The organism is Pseudomonas sp. BP01, assembly GCF_022760795.1.
Lineage (GTDB): Bacteria > Pseudomonadota > Gammaproteobacteria > Pseudomonadales > Pseudomonadaceae > Aquipseudomonas > Aquipseudomonas putida_Q.
Genome location: NZ_JAFBKA010000006.1, coordinates 34,589 through 58,298, shown reverse-complemented (window position 1 = coordinate 58,298; position 23,710 = coordinate 34,589). Strand labels below are relative to the sequence as shown.

Here is a 23,710-nt window from a genome sequence, read left to right as displayed (position 1 = left end):
GTGCGGGCGTGCTCACTCAGTGACGCGAGCTGGCCAGTTCGCCGTTGGCGGCAGGCTCAGCCTGTGGCTTTGGGTCATCATCGCGCAGCTCGATCCGCTTGATCGGGCCCACGATCACCAGGTAGCTGAACACCGCTACCAAGGCGTTGGCGCCCACGTACACCAGTGCCCACTTGAACGAGCCGGTGGCGCTGATGATGTAGCCGATCACGATAGGCGTGGTGATCGAGGCGATGTTGCCGAAGGTGTTGAACAGGCCACCGGACAGCCCGGCGATCTGCTTCGGCGAGGTGTCTGCCACCACCGCCCAGCCCAGCGCGCCAATGCCTTTGCCGAAGAATGCCAGGGTCATGAAGCCGACTACCATCCACTCGGCATCGACATAGTTGCAGAACACCATGGTGGTCGACAGCAGCAGGCCGCACACGATCGGCAGTTTGCGCGAGAACGTCAGTGAGTTGCCCCGGCGCAGCAGCCAGTCGGAGATCACGCCACCCAGCACGCCACCAATGAAACCGCAGACCGCCGGCAGCGAAGCGATGAAGCCGGCCTTGAGGATGGTCATGCCACGTTCCTGCACCAGGTACACAGGGAACCAGGTGAGGAAGAAGTAGGTGATGGCGTTGATGCAGTACTGGCCCAGGTACACGCCCAGCAGCATGCGGCTGGTCAGCAGTTGCTTGATGTAGCCCCATTTTGGGCCGGTGTTGCCGCGCTTCTGGTCCATGTCCACCAGGCCGCCGTTCTGCTCGATGTGTTCGAGCTCGCTTGGGCTGATGCGTGGGTGTTGGCGCGGGTTGTAAATGGTTTTCAGCCACACCATCGAGAAGATGATGCCCAGTACACCCATGACCACGAACACGTGCTCCCAGCCGAAGCTGAACACGATCCAGCCCATGATCGGGGCGAACAGCGCAGTGGCGAAGTACTGCGCCGAGTTGAAGATGGCTGAGGCAGTGCCGCGCTCCTGAGTCGGGAACCAGGCGGCGACGATACGTGCGTTGCCCGGGAACGACGGGGCTTCGGCGAAGCCGACCAGAAAGCGCAGGGTGAAGAGGGTGACCACGGCCCAGGCAACCGGCAGGCCACCGACAAACCCCTGCAGCAGGGTGAACAGCGACCAGGTGAAGATGCTGAAGGCGTAGACGTTTTTTGAACCGAAGCGATCGAGCAGCCAGCCACCAGGAATCTGGCCAGCCACGTAAGCCCATCCAAAGGCGGAAAAGATATAACCGAGGGTTACGGCGTCAATGCCGAGGTCTTTCTGCAGGCTGGAGCCTGCGATAGCAATGGTAGCGCGGTCGGCATAGTTGATCGTGGTCACCAGGAACAGCATGAACAGGATCAGGTAGCGCACATGCGTCTTCTTAGTCGCTTGCATGCTGGCAATACTCCCACTAGTTATTTTTGTGCGGGCTCACGAATTGTAACCGGAGTGGGGCTGGCCCACTCCGGGCGCGGCATGTGGCAGGCCGCGGGCGACGCTTACTGCGGGCCCATCTTGTCCATCAGCGCGGCGAGCATCTCGTACTCTTCTGCGGTGAGGTCGGTCAGCGGGGTGCGCACCGGGCCTGCGTCGTAACCGGCGATCTTGGCGCCCGCCTTGACGATGCTCACGGCGTAGCCAGCCTTACGGTTGCGGATGTCCAGGTACGGCAGGAAGAAATCGTCGATCAGCTTGGCCACGGCGGCGTGATCATCGCGGGCGATGGCGTGGTAGAAGTCCATGGCGGTCTTCGGCACGAAGTTGAACACGGCGGAGGAGTACACCGGCACGCCCAGGGCCTTGTAGGCGGCAGCATACACTTCGGCGGTCGGCAGGCCACCCAGGTAGCTGAAACGATCGCCCAGGCGGCGACGGATCGACACCATCAGCTCGATATCACCCAGGCCATCTTTGTAGCCGATCAGGTTCGGGCAGCGCTCGGCCAGTTTTTCCAGCAGGTCGGCATTCAGGCGGCAGACGTTGCGGTTGTACACCACCACGCCGATCTTCACCGATTTGCAGACTGCTTCGACGTGGGCGGCGACGCCGTCCTGGCTGGCTTCGGTCAGGTAATGCGGCAGCAGCAGCAGGCCCTTGGCACCCAGGCGCTCCGCTTCCTGTGCGTATTCGATGGCCTGGCGGGTGGAGCCACCCACGCCAGCGAGGATAGGTACCGAGGTAGCGCAGGTGTCGACGGCAGTCTTGATCACCTGGCTATATTCGCTGGCGGCCAGGGAGAAGAACTCACCGGTGCCACCGGCGGCGAACAATGCGCTGGCGCCATACGGGGCCAACCATTCCAGGCGTTTGATGTAGCCAGCCTGGTGGAAATCGCCCTGGGCATTGAAGTCGGTGACCGGGAATGACAGCAGGCCGTGAGAGAGGATGGATTTAAGTTCTTGTGGATTCATTGTTGTAGGCATCCTGTGGCGCTTGGGTGAAGGGTGTTGTTTTGCGTTGGAGGTAAGTTATCGTACAACATGTTCGATGACTAGTCCTTTTTGCGAGATTTTTTGCAGTGGGCAGGGAGGAAGGGTTATTGCCTGTTCGCGGGCGCGCCCGCTCCCACAGGTACGTTAATACCTTCAAGGACAGTGGAGATCCCTGTGGGAGCGGGCGTGCCCGCGAAGCGGCCGGTGTAGGCGAACAATAACGGAAGGAAAAGACACCGATGGCAGACTATCCGCAATCAGTCATCGTATCTCTTGGCGTGGAAGGAAAAAACGATCGCGGAGACAGGCACTAGGCCGCCGCCCGATTCCACGGGAAGTGTTCTGGGACCAGCAGAGGGTGACCGGGGAAACGGGGGCGGCCTTGCGCCGCCCCGCGATCAAAGCAGAGGAAACTGAAGGTCAGGCAGCGTGCTGGCGCTTGATCTGCGCCTTGCGTACCTGGGCACGGCAAGCATCGCCGAAGGCCTGGAACATCTTGATCGAATCCGGGTTTTTCGCAGCTTGCCACTCTGGGTGCCACTGCACCGCGAACAGGAACGGCGAAATGCTCGGGGCGTGAATGGCTTCGACCAGGCCGTCTTCGGCCAAGGCGATGGCTTCGATGCCGGCGCCGAGCGTGCGCAGACCTTGGCCATGCAGCGAGTTGACGCGAATTTCGTCGGTACCCAGGGTGTCACGCAGCCAGCTGCCCGGCTTGATCTTTACCCCATGTACCTGGGCGTACTGCACGTCAACCGGGTCTTCCGGGTTTTCCCGGTGGTCGTTGAAGCCAGGCTCGGCGTACACCTTCTGGTAGATGTCGCCACCCAAGGCCACGTTGATTTCCTGCATGCCACGGCAGATACCGAAGATCGGCAGGCCACGCTTGATCGCCGCCTTGACCAGCGGGATGTCGAACAGGTCGCGGTTCTGGTCCTGGCCCTTGCCTGGGGTTTCATTTTCCTGGCCGTACAGGGCCGGGTCGATGTTGCTGCCAGCGCCGGTCAGGTAAACGCCGTCGGCCATGTCCAGATAGGTGTCGAGGTCTTCGGTGCCGCAGCAGGTGGGCACCAGTACCGGGACGCAATCGGAGAATTCGACCAGCGGGGTGATGTATTTGTGGGTCATGACCTGATAGTCATGGCCTTTGCGCTCTTGGCTGCCCATGGTCATCAGGACGATGGGTTTGCGCAGGGAAGGTTGCTTGTTGCCAATGTTGCTGTTGGACATATGTCACCTTGGGACAGGTTCAGCCTGTCGTTGTTGTGCAGGTGCACGGCGCGGGGCCCTGAGTGCAGCCTGAAGCTCCGAGCACTGCCGGCTCGTCAGAGGCGACGATTCCGGTCGGGGCTTGTAGATAGCTTGCCAGAGCCGTTCGATATGTCAAACGACGGAAGAGGGCTTTAACGCGGGGAATGCACCGGTTTTTGGGGGTTGAAACCGATGCGGGCCTGTGGCGGCGTGGGTTTGGCGGCGGTGTTGGTCAATAATATTTAACGACGCAGTTGGGTCTTTGCAGCGGTGCAATGAAGGGGGCTGGAGTTTGTGCTACTGGCCCTATCGCCGGCAAGCCAGCTCCCACAGGTACTGCATCGGCCCTAAAAGCTGCAGATATCCTGTGGGAGCTGGCTTGCCGGCGATAGGGGCAGCACAGGCATCAAACATTTTGCTCAGTGCAGTATCTGCGCCAGGAACGCCTTGGCGCGCTCGGTACGCGGCTGGTTGAAGAACACCTGCGGCGGGCTGTCTTCGATGATCTGCCCACCCTCAAGGAACAGCACCCGCTCGGCTACCTGCCTGGCAAAGCCCATTTCATGGGTGACACAGAGCATGGTCATGCCAGTGCCGGCCAGTTGCACCAGCACATCCAGCACTTCGGCGACCATTTCCGGGTCCAGTGCCGACGTAGGCTCGTCAAACAGCATGATCCGAGGCTTCATGCACAGGGCCCGGGCAATCGCCACGCGCTGCTGCTGGCCGCCCGACAGCTGGCTGGGGTATTTGTGCGCCTGGCTTTCGATACCCACCTTGCTCAGGTACATGCGCGCCCGCTCTTCGGCGTCCTTGCGCGACAGCCCGCGCACGCTGGTGGGGGCCAGCAGGCAGTTGTCGAGCACGCTCATGTGCGGGAACAAGTTGAAGTGCTGGAACACCATGCCGATGTCGCTGCGCACCTGCGCCGCTTCACGGGTGGTGGCTGCCAGGTCGATGCCGTCCACCTGGATGTTGCCCTGTTGGGCCACTTCCAGGCGGTTGATGCAGCGGATCAGGGTCGACTTGCCCGAGCCGGACGGCCCGCACAGCACAATGCGTTCGCCTTCGCGCACCTGCAGGTTGATGTTGTGCAGCACGTGGAACGCGCCGTAGTGCTTGTTCAGGCCTTCGATACGGATCAGCACCGGGCGTGGGTCGGGCTCGGGGGCAAGGCTTGCAAGGCTCAGTGGTGCGGTCATGTTGTTGTTCTCCCGCGTGGGTTCAGTCGAAACGGGTCGCGCTGTAGGGCGCGGGGTCGGTGAAAGGGTGCTCGCCGGTGATCAGCTCGGCCACCAGCCGGCCGCTGACCGGGCCCAGGGTGAGGCCGTGGTGGGCGTGGCCAAAGTTGAACCACAGCCCCGGGTGGCGCGCTGCAGGGCCGATGACCGGGCGCATGTCGGGCAGGCATGGGCGGCGGCCCAGCCAAGGGGTGTCGTCCAGGCGTTCACCCAAGGCCGGGAACAGCTTGCGCGCCAGGGCCTCGCAGCGGCCCAGCTGGATCTGGTTGCCCGGCGCGCTGCTGGCGTCGAACTCGATGCCGGTGGTCAAGCGCACACCGCGCGCCATTGGCGCCAGCACGTAGCCGCCCTGGGTGTCGCAGATTGAATGCTCAAGCGTTGCGCCGTCACGGGTGCTGTAGTGCATGTGGTAGCCGCGCTTGATCGCCAGCGGAATCTGGTAGCCCAGGCCGCTGAACAGGTCGGCCGACTGCGGGCCGAGGCAGGCCACCACCTCGTCGGCGGTAATCGGGCCACGGCGGCTCTCTACCCGCCATTTGCCGTTGGCCTGGCGCAGGCTGCGCGCATCACCATGCAGGAACTGCCCACCGCGCTGCTGGAACAGCGCCGCATAGCCGCGGGTGAGGGCGCCGGGGTTGTTCACGGTCTTGGGGTCGAGCCAGTGAATGCCGCCGACCACGGTGGCGTCCAGCTGATGCTCGCGGGCCTGCAACTGCCCGCATTCCAGGATTTCAAATTGCAGGCCATAGCGGCTCAGGCCTTTGGCGTCGGCCTTGGCCTGCTCGAACAGGGCCGGGTCGCGGAACACTTCGATCCAGCCTTTGGCCTGCACCAGCCCTTCAAGGCCGGCGGCTTTGATCAGCGCGTCGTGTTCTTCGACGCAGCGCTGTACCAGCGGCAGCATGTCGGCGGCGGCCCCGGCCAGGCGCCCGGGGGCCGACTGGCGCCAGTAGCGCCACAGCCACGGCGCGGCCTTGGGCAGGTGCGCCAGGCTGTAGCGCACGTCGGGCTGGCGGTTCAGGCCGTAGCGCAACAATGCGCCGAACTGCCGGGGGAAGGCGTAGGGGATGACGCTGGAGCGCTCGATCAGCCCGGCGTTGCCGTGGCTGGTACCGCTGCCGGGCTCATCGCGGTCGATCAGGACAACCTGACGCCCGCGGGCCTGCAAGTGCAGGGCGGTGCTGACGCCGACGATGCCGGCGCCGAGGACAAGGGTCTGGCAATGCATGGAACGTATCCTTCGGTCAGTTCAGGTGGCGGCCCAGTCGGCCTTCCAGGTGTTTCAGCAGGCGCCGCACCAGTTCGACGATTACCAGGTAGAGCACGGCGGCCCAGAGGTAGATCTGGAAGTCGAAACTGCGCGAGAAGGCCAGTTTGGTCACGCCCATCAGGTCGTAGATGGTCACCAGCGAGGCAATGGCGCTGGCCTTGATCATCAGGATCAGTTCGTTGCCCAGCGGGCCGATGGCCACCAGCAACGACTGCGGCAGAATCACCTTGAAAAAGGTGGTCGAGCGCTTCAGGTTCAGCGCCCGCGCCGCTTCATGCTGCCCCGGCGCAACGGCCATCAGGCTGCCGCGGAAGATCTCCGCCTGGTAGGCAGCGGTGTTAAGGGTGAAGGCCAGCAAGGTGCAGAACCACGCCTCGCGGAAAAACCACCACAGGCCGGCGTCCTGCCAGAAGCCCTTGAGCGAACCCAGGCCGTAGTACAGCAGGAACAGCTGGGCCAGCAGGGGCGAGCCGCGGAAGAAGTAAACGTAGCCGGCGGCCATGCGTTGCAGCAGCAGGCTGCGCGACATGCGTGCCAAGGCCAGTAACAGCCCAAGTACGGCGCCCAGGCTGAAGGAAATGGCCACCAGTTTGGCGGTTACCAGCAGGCCATCAAGAAAGCGTGGCCCGTAGCGGTCCAGCAGGTCGGGGTCTAGCACCAGTGCCAGCAGTTGTTCCAGGCTCATGCCCGTGCTCCTTGCAGGTGGCGGTTACTGCGCCGTTCGATAAAGGCGAACACACGCCCGGAAAGCGCTGCAAACAACAGGTAACCCAGGCACGCTACGCCATAGAAGAACATTGGCTCCTTGGTCACGCTGACGGCCAGGTTGGTCTGGCGCATCAGGTCGACCAGCGAAATGGTCGACACCAGCGAGGTGTCCTTGAGCAGCGACAGCCAATTGTTCGACAGGCCGGGCAGGGCGATGCGGGTCAGTTGTGGCAGCAACACCTTGAAGAAGGCGGTGCGCTTGCTCAGGCCCAGTGCCGAGCAGGCCTCCAGCTGGCCCTTGGGCAGAGTCTTGAAGGCGGCCAGCCAGATCTCGCTTGAGAACGCGGCGAACACCAGGCTGAAGGCGATCATCGCGGCGAGGAAGGTGTTGATCAGGAATTCACCCTGATAGCCCATGGCCCCGAGAATTTTCTGCGCGGCGATCTGGCAGCCGTAATAGATGATCAGCAGTGTCAGCAGCTCGGGCAGGCCGCGGAAAACAGTGGAGAAGGTGGTGGCCCAGGCCCGTGGCAGGCGCTTGCGCGAGCGCGCCGCCAGGGCGACTACCAGGCCCAGCGGCAGGCCGATGGGCAGGCAGGCCAGTGCCAGTGAAACAGTCACCAGGGCGCCGGCCAGCAGCGCCTGGCCCCAGCCTCCGCTGGCGAAGGACAGCAAGGACAATTGATCGAGCATGACGAACACCTTGTGTTGACCTTACTGGCCTCATCGCCGGCAAGCCAGCTCCCACAAGGGACTGCACATCTGTCAGGCCTTGTGCGGTTCTGTGGGAGCTGGCTTGCCGGCGATGAGGCCGGATCAGGCGAGACGGGCTCTAAGATCAGTTGTAGATATCGAAAGCAAAGTACTTGCTGGCGATCTTCTGGTACGTGCCGTTGGCCACGATCTGTTGCAGCGCGGTGTTCAGGCGCTGGCGCAGGGCTTCGTCGTCCTTGCGCACGGCGATGGCGGCATCGGCCTTGGTGTCGGCCACGTCGCCGAGGATCTTGCAGCAGTCCCCGCCGTTCTTGGTCATCCACTCGTGCAGCGGGAATTTATCGGCAATTACCCCGTCCAGGCGCCCGGCGGCCAGGTCGGCGTTGGCTTCGTCCATGGTCGGGTACAGCTTCACATCGGCCCCGGCTTTGCCATACACGTCTTCGGCGTAGATAGCCTGGGTGGACGACGACTGGGCACCGACGGTGTAGCCGACGAAGTCGGTCTGGGCGCTGTCGATCTTGCTGTCCTTGGCGACTGCGACGGTCAGCGGGGTGCGGTAGTAGTGGTCGGTGAAGGCGATTTTCTTGCGCCGCTCTTCGGTGTTGATCATCGACGCGACGATGGCGTCGTACTTGCGCGCCATCAGGGCGGGGATGATGCCTTCCCAGTCCTGGGCCACCAGCGTGCACTCGACTTTCATCTGTTCGCACAGGGCATGGGTGATGTCGATATCGAAGCCATGCAGCTTGTTATCGGCGTCTACATAGTTGAAGGGCGGGTAGGCGCCCTCGGTGGCGAAGCGCAGGGTTTCGGCACTGGCAGCGCCCGTCAGCAGCAGGGCACACGCACCCACCAAGGCCATGGTCTTGTTCATCTCGCACCTCATTGCACTCTTGCTATTGTTGTTTGCCCGTCGGCCACGAGGTGTAGCCGACGAACTCGTTATGTAGAGCGGCAGTCGCTTCCAAGCGTTTTTCCACATCAGGCCCGAGTTTTTTGCAAACCTCGTTGACCATCAGGTGCACCCACGACAGCATCGTCGAGGTGGATTCCCAGAACAGATTGAACTCGGTGGGTATGCGGAACACCTCGTCGGCGTTGGCATCGGCCCAGTCGCAGAAGGTGTCGGTCACCAGGGTGACCGCAATGCCTGCCTCACGTGCCTTCTGGCACAGCAGCAGGGCGTGACGCGAATAACGGCGCGCCTCGAACACCACCAGGGCGCTGTCTTCGGCGCGGCCCAGCAGCACGTCACCGAAGTGCCCGGCACTGATATCGACCAGTTGCACGCCATCGCGCAGGTACTGAAGCAGGTGGCTCATGCACATGGCGATGCCGCGCTCGGTCTGGAAACCGGCGATGAATACCCGCGGCTTGCTCGCCAGGCGTTGCGCTACGCTGTGCCAGATTGGGCTTTGGCGGTATTCGTGGACGCGCATCAAGGCCGCGATTTCCAGCTCCAGGCTGCCGGCGTTGTCACTGGCGTCCTGGTTCTGGCGGTAATCCTGCAATCGGTCGCCCACCATCCACGGGCCGTCGCCCAGGTCGTTCTGCAGGTCTTGCTTAAGCGCCTTGAGGTGGGCATAACCCAGTGAGCGGCAGAAGCGCCCGACGCTGGATTCGCTGACGTCCAGCTTGGCGGCGATGCTGGCCGAGGTCTGGAACGGCAGTTCGTGCAGGTTGGCGAGCATGTAGGTGGCGATCTTGCGGCCCGAGGCAGCGGCCCCTTCGAGGCTGTTTTCCAGGCGTTGCTTGATCGGTTGGCTCATGCTGCGGCTCCAAGGGTAAGGCTTGGGAAGAAAATGAATGTTTTCTGTCATCAAGTCAATATTTGACAGATTGCTGTCACATGCAGGAAAGTTTTTGTCGTTGCAACGCTGTAGCCATTCCAATTCCAACAAGGAGCTTCAGATGTCCGCACCCTCCACCAGCACCGACGTGCGCGTGCCTTTTAACGAGCTCCAGAGCCTGTTGCAGGCCATCTTCCAGCGCCATGGGTGCAGCGAGGCCGTGGCCCGGGTACTGGCCCACAACTGCGCCAGCGCCCAGCGTGATGGCGCCCATAGCCATGGGGTGTTCCGCATGCCTGGTTATGTCTCGACCCTGGCCAGTGGTTGGGTCGATGGCAAGGCCACGCCAGAGGTCAGCGACGTGGCCGCCGGCTATGTGCGTGTCGATGCTGCGGGCGGTTTTGCCCAGCCGGCGCTGACGGCGGCCCGTGAGCTATTGGTGGCAAAGGCACGCAACGCCGGCATTGCCGTGCTGGCGATCCACAACTCGCACCACTTCGCCGCGCTGTGGCCGGATGTAGAACCGTTCGCCGAAGAAGGCCTGGTGGCCCTCAGCGTGGTCAACAGCATGACCTGCGTGGTGCCGCATGGCGCACGCAAGCCGCTGTTCGGTACCAACCCCATCGCTTTTGCTGCGCCTTGTGCCGAACATGACCCGATCGTCTTCGACATGGCCACCAGTGCCATGGCCCACGGCGATGTGCAGATTGCCGCACGTGCCGGCCAGCAATTGCCTGAAAGCATGGGTGTGGATGCCAATGGCGAACCGACCACCGAGCCCAAGGCGATTCTGGAGGGCGGCGCCCTGCTGCCATTTGGCGGGCACAAGGGCTCGGCGCTGTCGATGATGGTGGAGTTGCTGGCGGCGGCGCTGACCGGGGGTAATTTCTCCTGGGAGTTCGACTGGTCGGGTCACCCAGGGGCGAAAACACCCTGGACCGGGCAGTTGATCATCCTTATCGACCCCAGCAAGGCCGAAGGCGAGCGGTTTGCCCAGCGCAGTCGCGAACTGGTGGAGCAGATGCAGGCGGTGGGGCTGACGCGCATGCCGGGCGAGCGGCGCTATCGCGAGCGCGAGGTGGCCGAGGAGGAGGGCGTGGCATTGACCGAGCAGGAGTTGCAGGGCCTGAAAGAGCTGCTTGCCTGACCCGGCCTATCGCCGGCAAGCCAGCTCCCACAGGTACATCACCAACCTCAAGGCCTGTGGTGTACCTGTGGGAGCTGGCTTGCCGGCGATGAGGGCATCGCTGTCAGCACCAATCTCCAGCCATGCAATGTTGCATAGACAACCTTGCACAATAGTGGATGTTCCTGAGCCCACACACCGGGTATGCTCAGGTCTGCCTTTTCGAACTGTCCTGATCCAAGGAGCTGCACGCTGTGTTCAAACATGTCGATGCCTATGCCGGCGACCCGATCCTCTCGCTGATGGAAACCTTCAAGGCCGACCCGCGCGCCGACAAGGTCAACCTGAGTATCGGCCTGTATTACGATGAGGCCGGCGTGGTGCCGCAACTGGCGGCTGTGGATGCGGTGGAAAAACGCATGGCCGGCCAGGACCACGAAGCATCCCTTTACCTGCCGATGGAAGGCCTGGCCAGCTACCGCCAGGCGATCCAGGCGCTGTTGTTCGGTGCCGATCACCCGGCCGTGACCGGCGGTCGCGTGGCCACTGTGCAGACCGTGGGTGGCTCCGGCGCCCTGAAAGTCGGTGCCGACTTCCTCAAGCGCTACTTCCCGCAGTCCGAAGTCTGGGTGAGCAACCCGACCTGGGACAACCACCGCGCCATCTTCGAAGGTGCCGGCTTCAAGGTAAACACCTACCCGTACTTCGACCAGGCCACCCGTGGCGTGGACTTCGACGGCATGCTGGCCACCTTGCAGGCCCTGCCGGCCAACAGCGTGGTACTGCTGCACCCTTGCTGCCACAACCCCACCGGTGCCGACCTTACGCAAAACCAGTGGCAACAAGTGGTCGAAGTGGTCAAGGCACGCCAGCTGATCCCGTTCCTCGACATCGCCTACCAGGGCTTTGCCGAAGGCCTGGTGGAAGACGCCTACGCCATCCGCGAAATGGCCCGCGCCGGCGTGCCGTGCCTGGTCAGCAACTCGTTCTCGAAAATCTTCTCGCTTTACGGCGAGCGGGTAGGCGGCCTGTCGGTGGTCTGCGACGACCAAGCCACTGCCCAGAGCGTGCTTGGCCAGCTGAAGGCTACCGTGCGCCGCAACTACTCCAGTCCGCCCAACTTCGGCGCCCAGCTGGTGGCAGGCGTGCTCAGCGATGCAGCCCTCAATGCCCAGTGGGCCGAGGAAGTCGAAGTGATGCGCAAGCGCATCCTCGACATGCGCCAGGCGCTGGTCGATGCCTTGGCCGTGCTGCTGCCAGGTCAGGACTTCCAGTTCTTCCTGCGCCAGCGTGGCATGTTCAGCTACACGGGCTTCAGCGTCGAGCAAGTGCGCCGCCTGCGTGACGAGTTTGGCGTGTACCTGATCGACAGTGGCCGCGTGTGCATGTCCGGCTTGCGCCCGGCCAACCTGCAACGGGTTGCCGAAGCGTTCGCTGCTGTTCAGAAGTAATTTCTCAAGGGGCCCTGCGCGGCCCTTCCTGTGGGAGCGCGGCCTTTGTGGGAGCGCCCCGGCAAGGCCGCTCCCACAATTATCTCCTTTACCCCCCGGTGTAGCCTGCTTGTAAAGACAAGTGCAACCGCCCCTCGGAAAAGGGCTTCGCAAGTGCAACCTTTCGGTGCACAATCGCGCCCCTCTTTTCCGGTTGAGTTGGGCGAAGGCACTGTTTCGCCATTCTCAGCCTGTTACAGTCTTGCGAGTGGAGCTTCACCCGGAATGAATGAGCAGGCCCCAAGCGTTGAACAACGCTTTGTAGAATCGACCCCCGCCACCCTCGGCAGCTGGGCGCGTCACGACACCACCTGGATGCTGGGCCTGTTCGGCACAGCCATTGGCGCCGGAACCCTGTTCCTGCCGATCAACGCCGGCCTTGGCGGTTTCTGGCCGTTGCTGATCCTGGCTGTACTGGCCTTCCCAATGACCTACTTCGCCCACCGCGGGTTGACCCGCTTCGTGCTCTCCGGGCGCAATGGTGGCGACATCACCGAAGTGGTCAAAGAGCACTTCGGCAGCAACGCCGGTGCCGCGATCACCGTGCTGTACTTCTTCGCGATCTTCCCCATCCTGCTTATCTATAGCGTGGCACTGACCAACACCGTGTCCAGCTTCATGGAGCACCAGCTGCACATGGCGCCGCCACCACGGGCCATCCTGTCGTTTGTGCTGATCCTCGGCCTGCTGGCCATCGTGCGCTGCGGCGAGCAGGCCACGGTCAAGGTCATGAGCCTGCTGGTGTACCCGTTCATCGTCGCCCTGGCCCTGCTGGGCCTGTACCTGGTGCCGCATTGGACCGGTGGCATCCTCGACAGCGCCACCCAGGTGCCGCCGGCCTCGGCCTTCCTGCACACCCTGTGGCTGGCCATTCCGGTAATGGTGTTCTCGTTCAACCACTCGCCGATCATTTCGGCCTTCGCCGTCGACCAGAAGCGCCGCTACGGCGAGCATGCCGACGAGCGCAGCGGCCAGATCCTGCGCCGCGCCCACCTGCTGATGGTGGTGATGGTGCTGTTCTTCGTGTTCAGTTGCGTGCTCACCCTGAGCAGCGCCCAACTGGCCGAAGCCAAGGCACAGAACCTGTCGATCCTGTCGTACCTGGCCAACCACTTCAGCAACCCGACCATCGCGTTCGCTGCGCCGCTGATCGCCTTCGTGGCCATCGCCAAGTCGTTCCTGGGCCATTACATCGGTGCTAGCGAAGGCCTGAAAGGTATTATCGCCAAGACCGGTGCACGCCCGGGTGCCAAGACCCTGGACCGCGTGGTAGCCGCGTTGATGCTGGTGGTGTGCTGGATCGTTGCCACCCTCAACCCGAGCATCCTCGGCATGATCGAATCGCTCGGCGGCCCGATCCTTGCGGTGCTGTTGTTCCTGATGCCGATGTACGCCATCCACCGTGTTCCGTCGATGCGCAAGTACAGCGGTGCAGCCTCCAACGTGTTCGTTGTAGTGGTCGGCCTGGTTGCGTTGACCTCGGTGGTGTACGGCCTGCTGAGCTGATTCGCTGCCTGAAATAAAGAATGCCCGGGTCGCTTGTCGCAACCTGGGCATTTTTTTGTCCACAAAAATTGTCCGGCAATAGAACAATTTCACCTGCCCCCATAGGCACCCGGCCGCCTTCATGCTTAACTCAGTGTCCTTTTCAAACCCAGCATAAGGATTTCGTCATGGCTCAAGTGACTCTCAAAGGCGGCCCGGTTCAGGTCAACGGCGAACTGCCGAAAATCGGCGCCCAGGCTCCGGCATTCTCCCTGGTCGGTGAAGGCCTGGCTGACAAGTCGCTGAAGGACTACGCCGGCAAGCGCAAGGTGCTGAACATCTTCCCAAGCGTTGACACCCCAACCTGCGCCACCTCCGTGCGCAAGTTCAACGCCCAGGCCAACGATGTGGCCAACACCGTGGTGCTGTGCATCTCCGCCGACCTGCCGTTTGCCCAAGCACGCTTCTGCGGTGCCGAAGGCCTGGAAAACGTGAAGAACCTGTCGACCCTGCGTGGCCGTGAGTTCCTCGAAAACTACGGCGTCGCCATCGCCGACGGCCCGCTGGCCGGCCTGGCTGCCCGCGCCGTGGTGGTGCTGGATGAAAACGACAACGTGCTGCACAGCGAGCTGGTTGGCGAAATTGCTGACGAGCCGAACTACGATGCAGCGCTGGCAGTACTGAAGTAAGGGTTGTGGGGCAGGGCGGCTGAGTCCTGTGTTGGCCTCTTCGCGGGTGAACCCGCTCCCACAGGTAAAGCACAGCTTTTGAAATCTGTGCGGTACCTGTGGGAGCGGGTTCACCCGCGAAAGGGCCAGCTCAAGCAACCGAAACCTTTCAGCCCGCCACCGCTCCAAGCAACACCCTGTAACGGCCCGGAACGCTTTCCGGGCCGTTTTCATTTAAAGTTCAGCGTCTTGGCAACGTCAGCCAAAGGTAAACCTCTGGTAAAGGCCCTTTGCTAAAACGATGCCATTGCTTATCGTTCACCCTCCCCAAGCCGCCATTCCGAACAAGGTTCGTTCAACCCATGCAAGTGTCCAACTCCCGTTCCCCCCGTCGCTGGCTCGTCGGCCTGCTGATCCTGCTGCTGGTGGCTGCACTGGCCTGGTGGCTGTGGCCTGCAGCAACGCCTGCGCATAAAGAAGCCGGCGGCGGCGGGCGCGGCGGCAAGGGCATGGGCATGATGGGCGGCCGCCCGGGCTTCGGCGGCTCCAGCGAAGCGGTGCCGGTGCGCGTCGAACCGGTACGCGTGGGCGACTTCCCCCTGTATTACAAAGCCCTGGGCACAGTCACTGCCACCAACACGGTCAATGTGCGCAGCCGCGTGGCTGGCGAACTGGTGAAGATCCACTTCAAGGAAGGCCAGCAGGTCAAGGCCGGCGACCTGCTCGCCGAAATCGACCCACGCTCGTACCGTATCGCCCTGCAGCAGGCTGAAGGTACGCTGGCGCAAAACCAGGCGCAGCTGAAAAACGCCCAGGTGGATGTAGCCCGCTATAAAGGCCTCTACGCCGAAGACAGTATTGCCAAGCAAACCCTCGATACCGCCGAAGCGCAGGTGGCGCAGTTCCAGGGTCTGGTCAAGACCAACCAGGCACAGGTCAACGACGCCCGCCTGAACCTCGACTTCACCCAGATCCGTGCGCCGATCAACGGCCGCGTGGGCCTGCGCCAGCTCGACCTGGGCAACCTCGTTGCGGCCAACGACACCACGGCACTGGTGGTGATTACCCAGACCGAGCCGATCAACGTCGCCTTCACCCTGCCGGAGACCGAACTGAGCACCGTGCTGGAACGCTACCGCAGCGGCGCCAGCCTGCCGGTCGAGGCCTGGGACCGCAGTGACAGCAAGCTGCAGTCTACCGGCGTGCTGGGCAGTATCGACAACCAGATCGACACCACCACCGGTACGCTCAAGTTCAAGGGGCGCTTCGAGAACAAGGACCTGGCCCTGTTCCCCAACCAGTTCGTCAACGTGCGTCTGCTGGCCGATACCCTCAAGCAGGTGGTCGTGGCCCCGGCAGCGGCCATCCAGTTTGGCAATGACGGTACCTTTGCCTATGTGGTCAACGCCGAAAACACGGTGAACGTTCGCAAGCTCAAGGTTGGCGCCAGCGATGGCGAGAACAGCGTCATCCTCGAAGGCCTGAAGGCCGGGGACCGCCTGGTGCTGGAAGGCACCGACCGCCTGCGCGAAGGCACCAAGGTGGAAGTGGTCGAAGACAGCTCGCAAGTGCCGACCACGCCTGGCCAGCACTTGCAAGGGCAGGACACCAAGGGGGCGGCGCACACTGGTGAAGCACAGCCTGGCAACGCAGCGGGCAAGGCGGGCGCATGAACCTCTCGCGCCTGTTCATCCTGCGGCCGGTCGCCACCACGCTGAGCATGCTGGCCATCGTCCTGGCCGGCCTGATCGCTTACAAGCTGCTGCCGGTCTCCGCTCTACCGCAGGTAGATTACCCAACCATCCGCGTCATGACCCTGTACCCCGGCGCTAGCCCGGAGGTCATGACCAGCGCCGTCACCGCACCCCTGGAGCGCCAGTTCGGCCAGATGCCCGGCCTGGAGCAAATGGCTTCGACCAGCTCTGGTGGTGCCTCGGTGCTGACCCTGCGCTTCAACCTCGACATGAACATGGACGTTGCCGAGCAACAGGTGCAGGCCGCGATCAACGCTGCCAGCAACCTGCTGCCCAGCGACCTGCCTGCGCCGCCGGTGTACAACAAGGTCAACCCGGCCGATACCCCGGTGCTGACCCTGGCCATTTCGTCCAAGACCATGCCGCTGCCCAAGCTCAACGACCTGGTCGATACGCGCGTGGCGCAAAAGCTTGCACAGATCAGCGGCGTAGGCATGGTCAGCATTGCTGGCGGCCAGCGCCAGGCGGTACGCATCAAGGTCAACGTCGACGCCCTGGCGGCCAACGGCCTGAACCTGGATGACGTGCGCACGCTGATCGGTGCCTCGAACGTCAACCAGCCCAAGGGCAATTTCGATGGCCCCACCCGGGTGTCGATGCTCGATGCCAATGACCAGCTGCGCTCCCCCGAGGAATACGCCAACCTGATCCTGGCCTACACCAACGGTGCGCCGCTGCGTCTGAAAGATGTGGCCGAAATCGTCGATGGTGCAGAAAACGAGCGCCTGGCCGCCTGGGCCAACGAAAACCACGCGGTGCTGCTGAACATCCAGCGCCAGCCAGGCGCCAACGTCATCGAAGTGGTCGACCGCATCAAGGAACTGTTGCCGTCGATCACCGACAACCTGCCGGCGGGCCTCGATGTCTCGGTACTGACCGACCGCACCCAGACCATTCGTGCTGCGGTCAAGGACGTACAGCACGAACTGCTGATCGCCATCGTCCTGGTGGTGATGGTCACCTTCGTCTTCCTGCGCCGGTTCAGTGCCACCCTCATCCCGTCGATTGCCGTGCCGCTGTCGCTGATCGGCACGTTCGGCGTGATGTACCTGGCCGGTTTCTCGGTGAACAACCTGACGCTGATGGCCCTGACCATTGCCACCGGCTTTGTGGTCGACGACGCCATCGTCATGCTGGAGAACATCTCCCGGCACATCGAAGAGGGCGAGACGCCCATGCAGGCGGCGCTCAAGGGCGCCCGGCAGATCGGCTTCACCCTGATTTCGCTGACCTTCTCGCTGATCGCTGTACTGATCCCGCTGCTGTTCATGGCTGACGTGGTCGGCCGCCTGTTCCGCGAGTTCGCCATCACCCTGGCGGTGGCCATCCTGATTTCCCTGGTAGTGTCGCTGACCCTGACGCCGATGATGTGCGCGCGCCTGCTCAAGCGCGAGCCCAAGGAAGAAGAACAAGGCCGCTTCTACCGCGCCAGTGGCGCCTGGATCGACTGGCTGATCAAACACTACGGCAACGCCCTGCAGTGGGTGCTCAAGCACCAGCCTCTTACCCTGCTGGTAGCCGTGGCCAGCCTGGTGCTGACCGTGTTCCTGTACATCGTGGTACCCAAGGGCTTCTTCCCGGTGCAGGACACCGGGGTGATCCAGGGCATTTCCGAAGCACCGCAGTCCACTTCGTTCGCCGCCATGAGCGAGCGCCAGCAGGCCCTGAGCAAGGTGATCCTGCAGGACCCTGCCGTGCAGAGCCTATCGTCCTACATTGGCGTCGATGGCGACAACGCCACGCTCAACAGCGGCCGCTTGTTGATCAACCTCAAGCCTCACGGCGAGCGCGATGTCACCGCCACTGAAGTGATCAGCCGCTTGCAGCCGCAACTTGACCGGCTGGTGGGCATCCGCTTGTTCATGCAACCGGTGCAGGATCTGAGCATCGAAGACCGGGTCAGCCGTACCCAGTACCAGTTCAGCCTGTCATCGCCGGACGCCGACCTGCTGTCGCAGTGGAGCGGCAAGCTGGTGCAGGAGCTGCAGCAGCGCCCGGAACTGGCCGACGTGGCCAGTGACCTGCAGGACAAGGGCCTGCAGGTGTACTTGGTGATCGACCGTGACATGGCCAGCCGCCTGGGCATCAACGTGGCGCAGATCACCAACGCCCTGTACGACGCCTTCGGCCAGCGGCAAATTTCCACCATCTACACCCAGGCCAGCCAGTACCGCGTGGTGCTGCAGTCCAAGGACGCCTCAGTGATCGGCCCGCAGGCGCTGGAGTCGATCCACGTCAAGGCCACCGATGGCGGCCAGGTGCGGCTGTCGGCGCTGGCGCGCATCGAGCAGCGCCAGGCCCAGCTGGCCATTTCCCACATCGGCCAGTTCCCGGCGGTGACCCTGTCGTTCAACCTGGCCCATGGCGCGTCGTTGGGCGAAGCCGTGCAGGTGATCGAGCAGGTGCAGCAGGACATCGGCATGCCGCTGGGTGTACAAACCCGCTTCCAGGGCGCCGCGCAGGCCTTCCAGGCGTCGCTGTCCAGCACCTTGCTGCTGATTCTGGCAGCGGTGGTGACCATGTACATCGTGCTGGGCGTGCTGTATGAAAGCTACATCCATCCGGTGACCATCCTCTCGACCCTGCCATCGGCGGCGGTGGGTGCCTTGCTGGCCTTGCTCATCAGCGGCAACGACCTGGGCATGATCGCCATCATCGGCATCATCCTGCTGATCGGCATCGTCAAGAAGAACGCGATCATGATGATCGACTTTGCCCTTGAGGCCGAGCGCCACCAGGGCATGAGCCCGCGCGATGCGATTTACCAGGCGGCGCTGCTGCGCTTTCGGCCGATCCTGATGACCACCCTGGCCGCGCTGTTTGGTGCCGTGCCGCTGATGCTCGCCACCGGTTCCGGCGCCGAGCTGCGCCAGCCGCTGGGCCTGGTGATGGTCGGCGGGTTGCTGGTCAGCCAGGTGCTGACGCTGTTCACCACCCCGGTCATCTACCTGTACTTCGACCGCCTGGCCCGCCGCTGGCGCCCGGCCACTGACGTGAAGCAGGCCGAGGCATGAACCTGTCTGGTCCTTTCATCCGTCGCCCGGTAGCGACCATGCTGCTAAGCCTGGCGATCATGCTGCTGGGCGGCGTCAGCTTCGGCCTGTTGCCCGTGGCACCGCTGCCACAGATGGACTTCCCGGTAATCGTGGTGTCGGCCAACTTGTCCGGCGCCAGCCCGGAGGTCATGGCCTCCACCGTGGCCACGCCACTGGAGCGCAAGCTGGGCAGCATCGCTGGCGTGACCACGCTGACCAGCAGCTCCAACCAGGGCTCCACGCGGGTCATCATCGGCTTCGAAATGGGCCGCGACATCGACGGCGCGGCTCGCGAGGTGCAGGCAGCGATCAACGCCACCCGCAACCTGCTGCCCAGCGGCATGCGCAGCATGCCCACCTACAAGAAGATCAACCCGTCGCAAGCCCCCATCATGGTGCTGTCGCTGACGTCGGACGTGTTGCAGAAAGGCCAGCTGTACGACCTGGCCGACACTATCCTGTCGCAGAGCCTGGCCCAGGTGTCGGGGGTAGGGGAGGTGCAGATCGGCGGCAGTTCGCTGCCGGCGGTGCGCATTGCCGTCGAGCCGCAATTGCTCAACCAGTACGGCGTGTCGCTGGATGATGTGCGGACGGCCGTGTCCAACGCCAACCAGCGCCGGCCCATGGGCTTTGTCGAGGATGCCGAGCGTAACTGGCAGGTGAGGGCCAACGACCAGCTGGAAAGCGCCAAGGATTACGAGCCGGTGGTGATTCGCCAGCAGAACGGCACCATCCTGCGCCTGTCCGACGTGGCTACCATTACCGATGGCGTGGAGAACCGCTACAACAGCGGTTTCTTCAATGACCAGAGCGCGGTGCTGCTGGTGGTCAACCGCCAGACCGGTGCCAACATCATCGAAACGGTCGACCAGATCAAGGCGCAATTGCCAGCCCTGCAGTCGCTGCTGCCGGCCAGTGTGCAACTGAACGTGGCGATGGACCGCTCGCCGGTGATCAAGGCCACCCTGAAGGAGGCCGAACACACCCTGCTGATCGCTGTGGTGCTGGTGATCCTGGTGGTGTACCTGTTCCTCGGCAGCCTGCGCGCCTCACTCATTCCCAGCCTGGCAGTGCCAGTCTCGCTGGTGGGTACTTTTGCGGTCATGTACCTGTGCGGCTTCTCGCTCAACAACCTGTCGCTGATGGCGTTGATCCTCGCCACTGGCTTGGTGGTGGACGACGCCATCGTTGTGCTGGAGAACATCTCGCGGCACATCGAGGACGGCCAGCCGCCGATGAAGGCGGCCTTCCTAGGGGCCAGGGAGGTGGGCTTCACCTTGCTGTCGATGAACGTGTCGCTGGTGGCGGTGTTCGTCTCCATCCTGTTCATGGGCGGCATCGTGCGCAACCTGTTCCAGGAGTTCTCGATCACACTGGCGGCGGCGATCATCGTGTCGCTGGTGGTATCGCTGACGCTCACGCCGATGCTGTGCGCCCGCTGGCTCAAACCACACCAGGCCGAGCAGACCCGCGTGCAGCGCTGGAGCGACAAGGTGCACCAGCGCATGGTCAACGCCTATGACCGCAGCCTGGGCTGGGTCTTGCGCCACAAGCGCCTGACCCTGCTCAGCCTGCTGGCGACCATCGGGATCAACATCGCCCTGTACGTGGTGGTGCCCAAGACGCTGATGCCCCAGCAGGACACCGGCCAGCTGATGGGCTTTATCCGCGGTGACGACGGCCTGTCGTTCACCGTGATGCAACCGAAAATGGAAATCTACCGCCGCGCCTTGCTGGCGGACCCGGCCGTGCAGAGTGTGGCCGGTTTCATCGGTGGCAACAGCGGCACCAACAATGCCATGGTGCTGGTGCGCCTCAAGCCGATCAACGAGCGCAAGATCGATGCGCAGAAAGTGATCGAGCGCCTGCGCAAGGAAATGCCCAAAGTGCCAGGCGGGCGGCTGTTCCTGATGGCGGACCAGGACTTGCAACTGGGTGGTGGTGGGCGTGACCAGACCTCGTCACAGTACCTGTATACCCTGCAGAGCGGCGACCTGGCGGCATTGCGCCAGTGGTTCCCCAAGGTGGTCGCGGCGCTGCGTGCACTGCCGGAGCTGACCGCCATCGACGCCCGTGACGGTTCCGGTACCCAGCAGGTGACGCTGGTGGTCGACCGTGACCAGGCCAAGCGCCTGGGCATCGACATGGACATGGTGACCACGGTACTGAACAACGCCTACAGCCAGCGGCAGATCTCCACCATCTACGACAGCCTCAACCAGTACCAGGTGGTGCTGGAAATCAACCCGAAATACGCCTGGGACCCGAGCACCCTTGAGCAAGTACAGGTAATCACCGCTGACGGCGCCCGCGTGCCGCTGTCGACCATCGCCCGCTACGAGAACAGCCTGGCCAACGACCGGGTCAGCCACGAAGGCCAGTTCGCCTCCGAAGACATCGCCTTCGACGTCGCCGAAGGCTACAGCCCCGACCAGGCCATGGCGGCGGTGGAGCGCGCGGTGGCCAAGCTGGGCTTGCCCGAGGAGGTGATTGCCAAGCTCGGCGGTACTGCCGATGCCTTTGCCAAGACCCAGCAGGGCCAGCCATTCATGATCCTCGGCGCGCTGCTGCTGGTGTACCTGGTGCTGGGCATTCTTTATGAAAGCTACATCCACCCACTGACCATTCTGTCGACACTGCCTTCGGCAGGCGTCGGCGCCCTGCTGACGCTGTATGTCACCGGTGGCGAATTCAGCCTGATCTCGCTGCTGGGGCTGTTCCTGCTGATCGGTGTGGTGAAGAAGAACGCCATCTTGATGATCGACCTGGCCTTGCAGCTGGAGCGTCACCAGGGCCTGTCGCCGGAAGAGTCTATCCGCCGGGCCTGCCTGCTGCGCCTGCGACCGATCCTGATGACCACCATTGCAGCCATCCTTGGCGCCTTGCCGCTGCTGCTAAGCCACGCAGAAGGCGCGGAAATGCGCCAGCCACTGGGCCTGACCATCATTGGTGGCCTGGTGTTCAGCCAGGTGCTCACCCTTTATACGACGCCGGTTGTCTACCTGTACCTGGACCGCCTGCGCCACCGTTTCAACCGTTGGCGCGGCGTGCGCACCGACGTCGCCCTGGAAACCCCGCTATGACTTTTGCCCAGACCCCACTTCACCGTGCGCTGCAAGCGTTGACCCGAGGGCGTGGCTCGCGCCTGCTCGGCGCCGGGTTGTGCGTGGCCTTGCTCAGTGCCTGTACCTTGAGCCCGGACTACCACCGCCCCGAGCTGAACAGCACGGCGGCGCAGTTCAAACACGCTGAAGGCTGGACCCAGGCCACGCCGTCCGATGCCATCGCCCGCGGCGCCTGGTGGGAAATCTACGGCGATGCAGGGCTCAATGCGCTGGTCGAGGAGCTTAACCGCAGCAACCAGACCGTGGCGCAATCAGAAGCGCAGTACCGCCAGGCTCAGGCGCTGGTGCGCAGCAGCCGTGCGGCGCTGTTTCCCAGCCTGGACCTGAGCGCTGGCAAGAACCGCTCGGCGCAGGGTACCGGCAGCTCCAGTTCCAGCCTGTCCAACAACAGCAGTGGTATTCGCAACACCTACACCGCGCAGTTGGGCGTGAGTTGGGAAATCGACCTGTGGGGCAAGCTGCGCGAAACCATGAATGCCAACGAGGCCAGCGCTGAAGCCAGCTTCGCCGACCTTGCTTCGATCCGCTTGAGCCAGCAATCGGAGCTGGTGCAGAACTACCTGCAATTGCGTGTTATCGATGAGCAGAAACGTTTGCTGGAAGCCACCGTGGCGGCCTATGAGCGCTCGCTGCGAATGACCGAAAACCAGTACCGCGCCGGTGTCTCCGGGCCGGATGCCGTGGCCCAGGCACGCACCCAGCTCAAAAGCACCCAGGCTGACCTGATCGACCTGATCTGGCAGCGTGCGCAGTTCGAGAACGCCATCGCTGTGCTGCTGGGCAAGACCCCGGCCGACTTTGCCCTGGCTGACAGCAAGGCTATCCCGGCATTACCGGTAATTCCGGTGTCGCTGCCTTCGCAACTGCTGGAACGTCGCCCGGACATCGCTGCTGCCGAACGCAACGTGATGGCGGCCAACGCCAATATTGGCGTGTCGCGGGCTGCGTACTTCCCCGACCTCAGCCTGAGCATGAGTGGTGGTTATTCCAGCAGCAGCTTCAGCAACTGGATCGAGCTGCCCAACCGCTACTGGTCGGTAGGCCCGCAGCTGGCGCTGACCCTGTTCGACGCCGGCAAGCGCAGCGCCGAGGTGGACCGCACGGTGGCGGTGTATGACCAGACCGTGGCGCAGTATCGTCAGACTGTGCTGGACGGCTTCAAGGAAGTGGAAAACCTGCTGGTGCAGTTGAAGGTGTACGGCGATGAAGCGGTGGTGCGCCAGGAGGCGCTGGACGCCGCACGCGAGTCGCTGCGCCTGACCGAGAACCAGTACCGCGCGGGGCTGATTGGCTATCTGGATGTCGTCAACGTACAAACCACGGCGCTGAGCAACGAGCGCAGCGTGTTGAACCTGCTGCAAGGGCGCCTGGTGGCCAGTGTGCAGTTGGTGGCCGCATTGGGCGGCGGCTGGGATGCAGAACAAGCCTTTGCCGAGCAGGATTGACCTTACCCATAAACGTGTACCCCTGTAGGAGCGGCCTTGTGTCGCGATCGGGCCGCTCCTACAGAGATCGCGTTCAGGTTGGGGCGTGGCGTCTATTGGATCCATTCCCATTCGCAAAAACCCCGTGCGTTTCGCCTAAGCTTGAGTACAATCGTCAGCTTTTGCCGGGCCCCCCGTCCCGTCGCTG

The 23,710-nt window shown here is 63.1% G+C and carries 17 protein-coding genes; 8 read left to right on the top strand and 9 right to left on the bottom strand.

The window, feature by feature from the left end:
• Window positions 1–16 precede the first annotated feature (16 nt).
• The 9 genes from JOY50_RS07420 to JOY50_RS07380 form a co-directional block, all read right to left on the bottom strand.
• On the bottom strand, window positions 17–1,381 hold the full coding sequence (locus JOY50_RS07420) for an MFS transporter (protein ID WP_028613097.1): 1,365 nt from the start codon (window positions 1,379–1,381) through the stop codon (window positions 17–19).
• Between the two features lie 104 nt (window positions 1,382–1,485).
• Window positions 1,486–2,397: a 5-dehydro-4-deoxyglucarate dehydratase gene (kdgD, locus tag JOY50_RS07415; protein WP_028613096.1), complete on the bottom strand. Its 912-nt coding sequence runs from the start codon at window positions 2,395–2,397 to the stop codon at window positions 1,486–1,488.
• 441 nt (window positions 2,398–2,838) lie between these two features.
• Window positions 2,839–3,648, bottom strand: coding sequence for a gamma-glutamyl-gamma-aminobutyrate hydrolase family protein (locus JOY50_RS07410; RefSeq protein WP_132843559.1), 810 nt, complete (start codon window positions 3,646–3,648; stop codon window positions 2,839–2,841).
• A 440-nt stretch (window positions 3,649–4,088) separates the two neighbouring features.
• Window positions 4,089–4,871 carry an amino acid ABC transporter ATP-binding protein gene (locus tag JOY50_RS07405; protein ID WP_086974531.1) on the bottom strand — a complete coding sequence of 261 codons (783 nt, stop codon included), beginning with the start codon at window positions 4,869–4,871 and terminating at the stop codon, window positions 4,089–4,091.
• Between the two features lie 22 nt (window positions 4,872–4,893).
• Entirely contained in the window at window positions 4,894–6,138 is a 1,245-nt protein-coding gene (locus tag JOY50_RS07400; protein WP_132843554.1) for an FAD-binding oxidoreductase, read from the bottom strand.
• 16 nt (window positions 6,139–6,154) lie between these two features.
• Entirely contained in the window at window positions 6,155–6,865 is a 711-nt protein-coding gene (locus tag JOY50_RS07395; protein WP_243055006.1) for an ABC transporter permease, read from the bottom strand.
• Entirely contained in the window at window positions 6,862–7,581 is a 720-nt protein-coding gene (locus tag JOY50_RS07390) for an ABC transporter permease (protein ID WP_132843551.1), read from the bottom strand. Before JOY50_RS07390 ends, JOY50_RS07395 begins: the two co-directional genes overlap by 4 nt.
• Before the next feature lie 145 nt (window positions 7,582–7,726).
• A complete protein-coding gene (locus tag JOY50_RS07385) occupies window positions 7,727–8,479 on the bottom strand; it encodes a transporter substrate-binding domain-containing protein (protein ID WP_132843549.1) in 753 nt (250 codons plus the stop codon).
• Window positions 8,480–8,501: 22 nt separating this feature from the next.
• The gene (locus JOY50_RS07380; RefSeq protein ID WP_243055005.1) at window positions 8,502–9,374 is read right to left on the bottom strand and encodes a MurR/RpiR family transcriptional regulator; all 873 of its coding nucleotides are present in this window, start codon (window positions 9,372–9,374) and stop codon (window positions 8,502–8,504) included.
• A 142-nt stretch (window positions 9,375–9,516) separates the two neighbouring features.
• On the opposite strand from JOY50_RS07380, the gene JOY50_RS07375 reads away from it, so the two are divergent.
• The 8 genes from JOY50_RS07375 (at window position 9,517) to JOY50_RS07340 (ending at window position 23,523) form a co-directional block, all read left to right on the top strand.
• Window positions 9,517–10,542: an Ldh family oxidoreductase gene (locus tag JOY50_RS07375; RefSeq protein WP_243055004.1), complete on the top strand. Its 1,026-nt coding sequence runs from the start codon at window positions 9,517–9,519 to the stop codon at window positions 10,540–10,542.
• A 233-nt stretch (window positions 10,543–10,775) separates the two neighbouring features.
• Window positions 10,776–11,972 carry an amino acid aminotransferase gene (locus JOY50_RS07370; protein ID WP_132843543.1) on the top strand — a complete coding sequence of 399 codons (1,197 nt, stop codon included), beginning with the start codon at window positions 10,776–10,778 and terminating at the stop codon, window positions 11,970–11,972.
• Between the two features lie 264 nt (window positions 11,973–12,236).
• Entirely contained in the window at window positions 12,237–13,517 is a 1,281-nt protein-coding gene (locus JOY50_RS07365; RefSeq protein ID WP_132843539.1) for a serine/threonine transporter, read from the top strand.
• Window positions 13,518–13,684: 167 nt separating this feature from the next.
• Window positions 13,685–14,185: a thiol peroxidase gene (tpx, locus tag JOY50_RS07360; RefSeq protein WP_016487454.1), complete on the top strand. Its 501-nt coding sequence runs from the start codon at window positions 13,685–13,687 to the stop codon at window positions 14,183–14,185.
• Between the two features lie 341 nt (window positions 14,186–14,526).
• Window positions 14,527–15,837, top strand: coding sequence for an MdtA/MuxA family multidrug efflux RND transporter periplasmic adaptor subunit (locus tag JOY50_RS07355; protein ID WP_138737021.1), 1,311 nt, complete (start codon window positions 14,527–14,529; stop codon window positions 15,835–15,837).
• A complete protein-coding gene (locus JOY50_RS07350) occupies window positions 15,834–18,932 on the top strand; it encodes an MdtB/MuxB family multidrug efflux RND transporter permease subunit (RefSeq protein ID WP_243055003.1) in 3,099 nt (1,032 codons plus the stop codon). The genes JOY50_RS07355 and JOY50_RS07350 overlap by 4 nt, the downstream gene beginning before the upstream one ends.
• Window positions 18,929–22,036, top strand: a complete 3,108-nt coding sequence (locus tag JOY50_RS07345; RefSeq protein WP_132843530.1) for an efflux RND transporter permease subunit — start codon at window positions 18,929–18,931, stop codon at window positions 22,034–22,036. Before JOY50_RS07350 ends, JOY50_RS07345 begins: the two co-directional genes overlap by 4 nt.
• Window positions 22,033–23,523: an efflux transporter outer membrane subunit gene (locus JOY50_RS07340; RefSeq protein ID WP_132843527.1), complete on the top strand. Its 1,491-nt coding sequence runs from the start codon at window positions 22,033–22,035 to the stop codon at window positions 23,521–23,523. The genes JOY50_RS07345 and JOY50_RS07340 overlap by 4 nt, the downstream gene beginning before the upstream one ends.
• Window positions 23,524–23,710: the final 187 nt, after the last annotated feature.

Excerpts from the sequence above, each read along its gene's own strand:
- JOY50_RS07420 (WP_028613097.1), bottom strand. The coding sequence starts at position 1,381 with ATGCAAGCGACTAAGAAGACGCATGTGCGCTACCTGATCCTGTTCATG.
- kdgD (WP_028613096.1), bottom strand. The coding sequence starts at position 2,397 with ATGAATCCACAAGAACTTAAATCCATCCTCTCTCACGGCCTGCTGTCA.
- JOY50_RS07410 (WP_132843559.1), bottom strand. The coding sequence starts at position 3,648 with ATGTCCAACAGCAACATTGGCAACAAGCAACCTTCCCTGCGCAAACCC.
- JOY50_RS07405 (WP_086974531.1), bottom strand. The coding sequence starts at position 4,871 with ATGACCGCACCACTGAGCCTTGCAAGCCTTGCCCCCGAGCCCGACCCA.
- JOY50_RS07400 (WP_132843554.1), bottom strand. The coding sequence starts at position 6,138 with ATGCATTGCCAGACCCTTGTCCTCGGCGCCGGCATCGTCGGCGTCAGC.
- JOY50_RS07395 (WP_243055006.1), bottom strand. The coding sequence starts at position 6,865 with ATGAGCCTGGAACAACTGCTGGCACTGGTGCTAGACCCCGACCTGCTG.
- JOY50_RS07390 (WP_132843551.1), bottom strand. The coding sequence starts at position 7,581 with ATGCTCGATCAATTGTCCTTGCTGTCCTTCGCCAGCGGAGGCTGGGGC.
- JOY50_RS07385 (WP_132843549.1), bottom strand. The coding sequence starts at position 8,479 with ATGAACAAGACCATGGCCTTGGTGGGTGCGTGTGCCCTGCTGCTGACG.
- JOY50_RS07380 (WP_243055005.1), bottom strand. The coding sequence starts at position 9,374 with ATGAGCCAACCGATCAAGCAACGCCTGGAAAACAGCCTCGAAGGGGCC.
- JOY50_RS07375 (WP_243055004.1), top strand. The coding sequence starts at position 9,517 with ATGTCCGCACCCTCCACCAGCACCGACGTGCGCGTGCCTTTTAACGAG.
- JOY50_RS07365 (WP_132843539.1), top strand. The coding sequence starts at position 12,237 with ATGAATGAGCAGGCCCCAAGCGTTGAACAACGCTTTGTAGAATCGACC.
- tpx (WP_016487454.1), top strand. The coding sequence starts at position 13,685 with ATGGCTCAAGTGACTCTCAAAGGCGGCCCGGTTCAGGTCAACGGCGAA.
- JOY50_RS07355 (WP_138737021.1), top strand. The coding sequence starts at position 14,527 with ATGCAAGTGTCCAACTCCCGTTCCCCCCGTCGCTGGCTCGTCGGCCTG.
- JOY50_RS07350 (WP_243055003.1), top strand. The coding sequence starts at position 15,834 with ATGAACCTCTCGCGCCTGTTCATCCTGCGGCCGGTCGCCACCACGCTG.
- JOY50_RS07345 (WP_132843530.1), top strand. The coding sequence starts at position 18,929 with ATGAACCTGTCTGGTCCTTTCATCCGTCGCCCGGTAGCGACCATGCTG.
- JOY50_RS07340 (WP_132843527.1), top strand. The coding sequence starts at position 22,033 with ATGACTTTTGCCCAGACCCCACTTCACCGTGCGCTGCAAGCGTTGACC.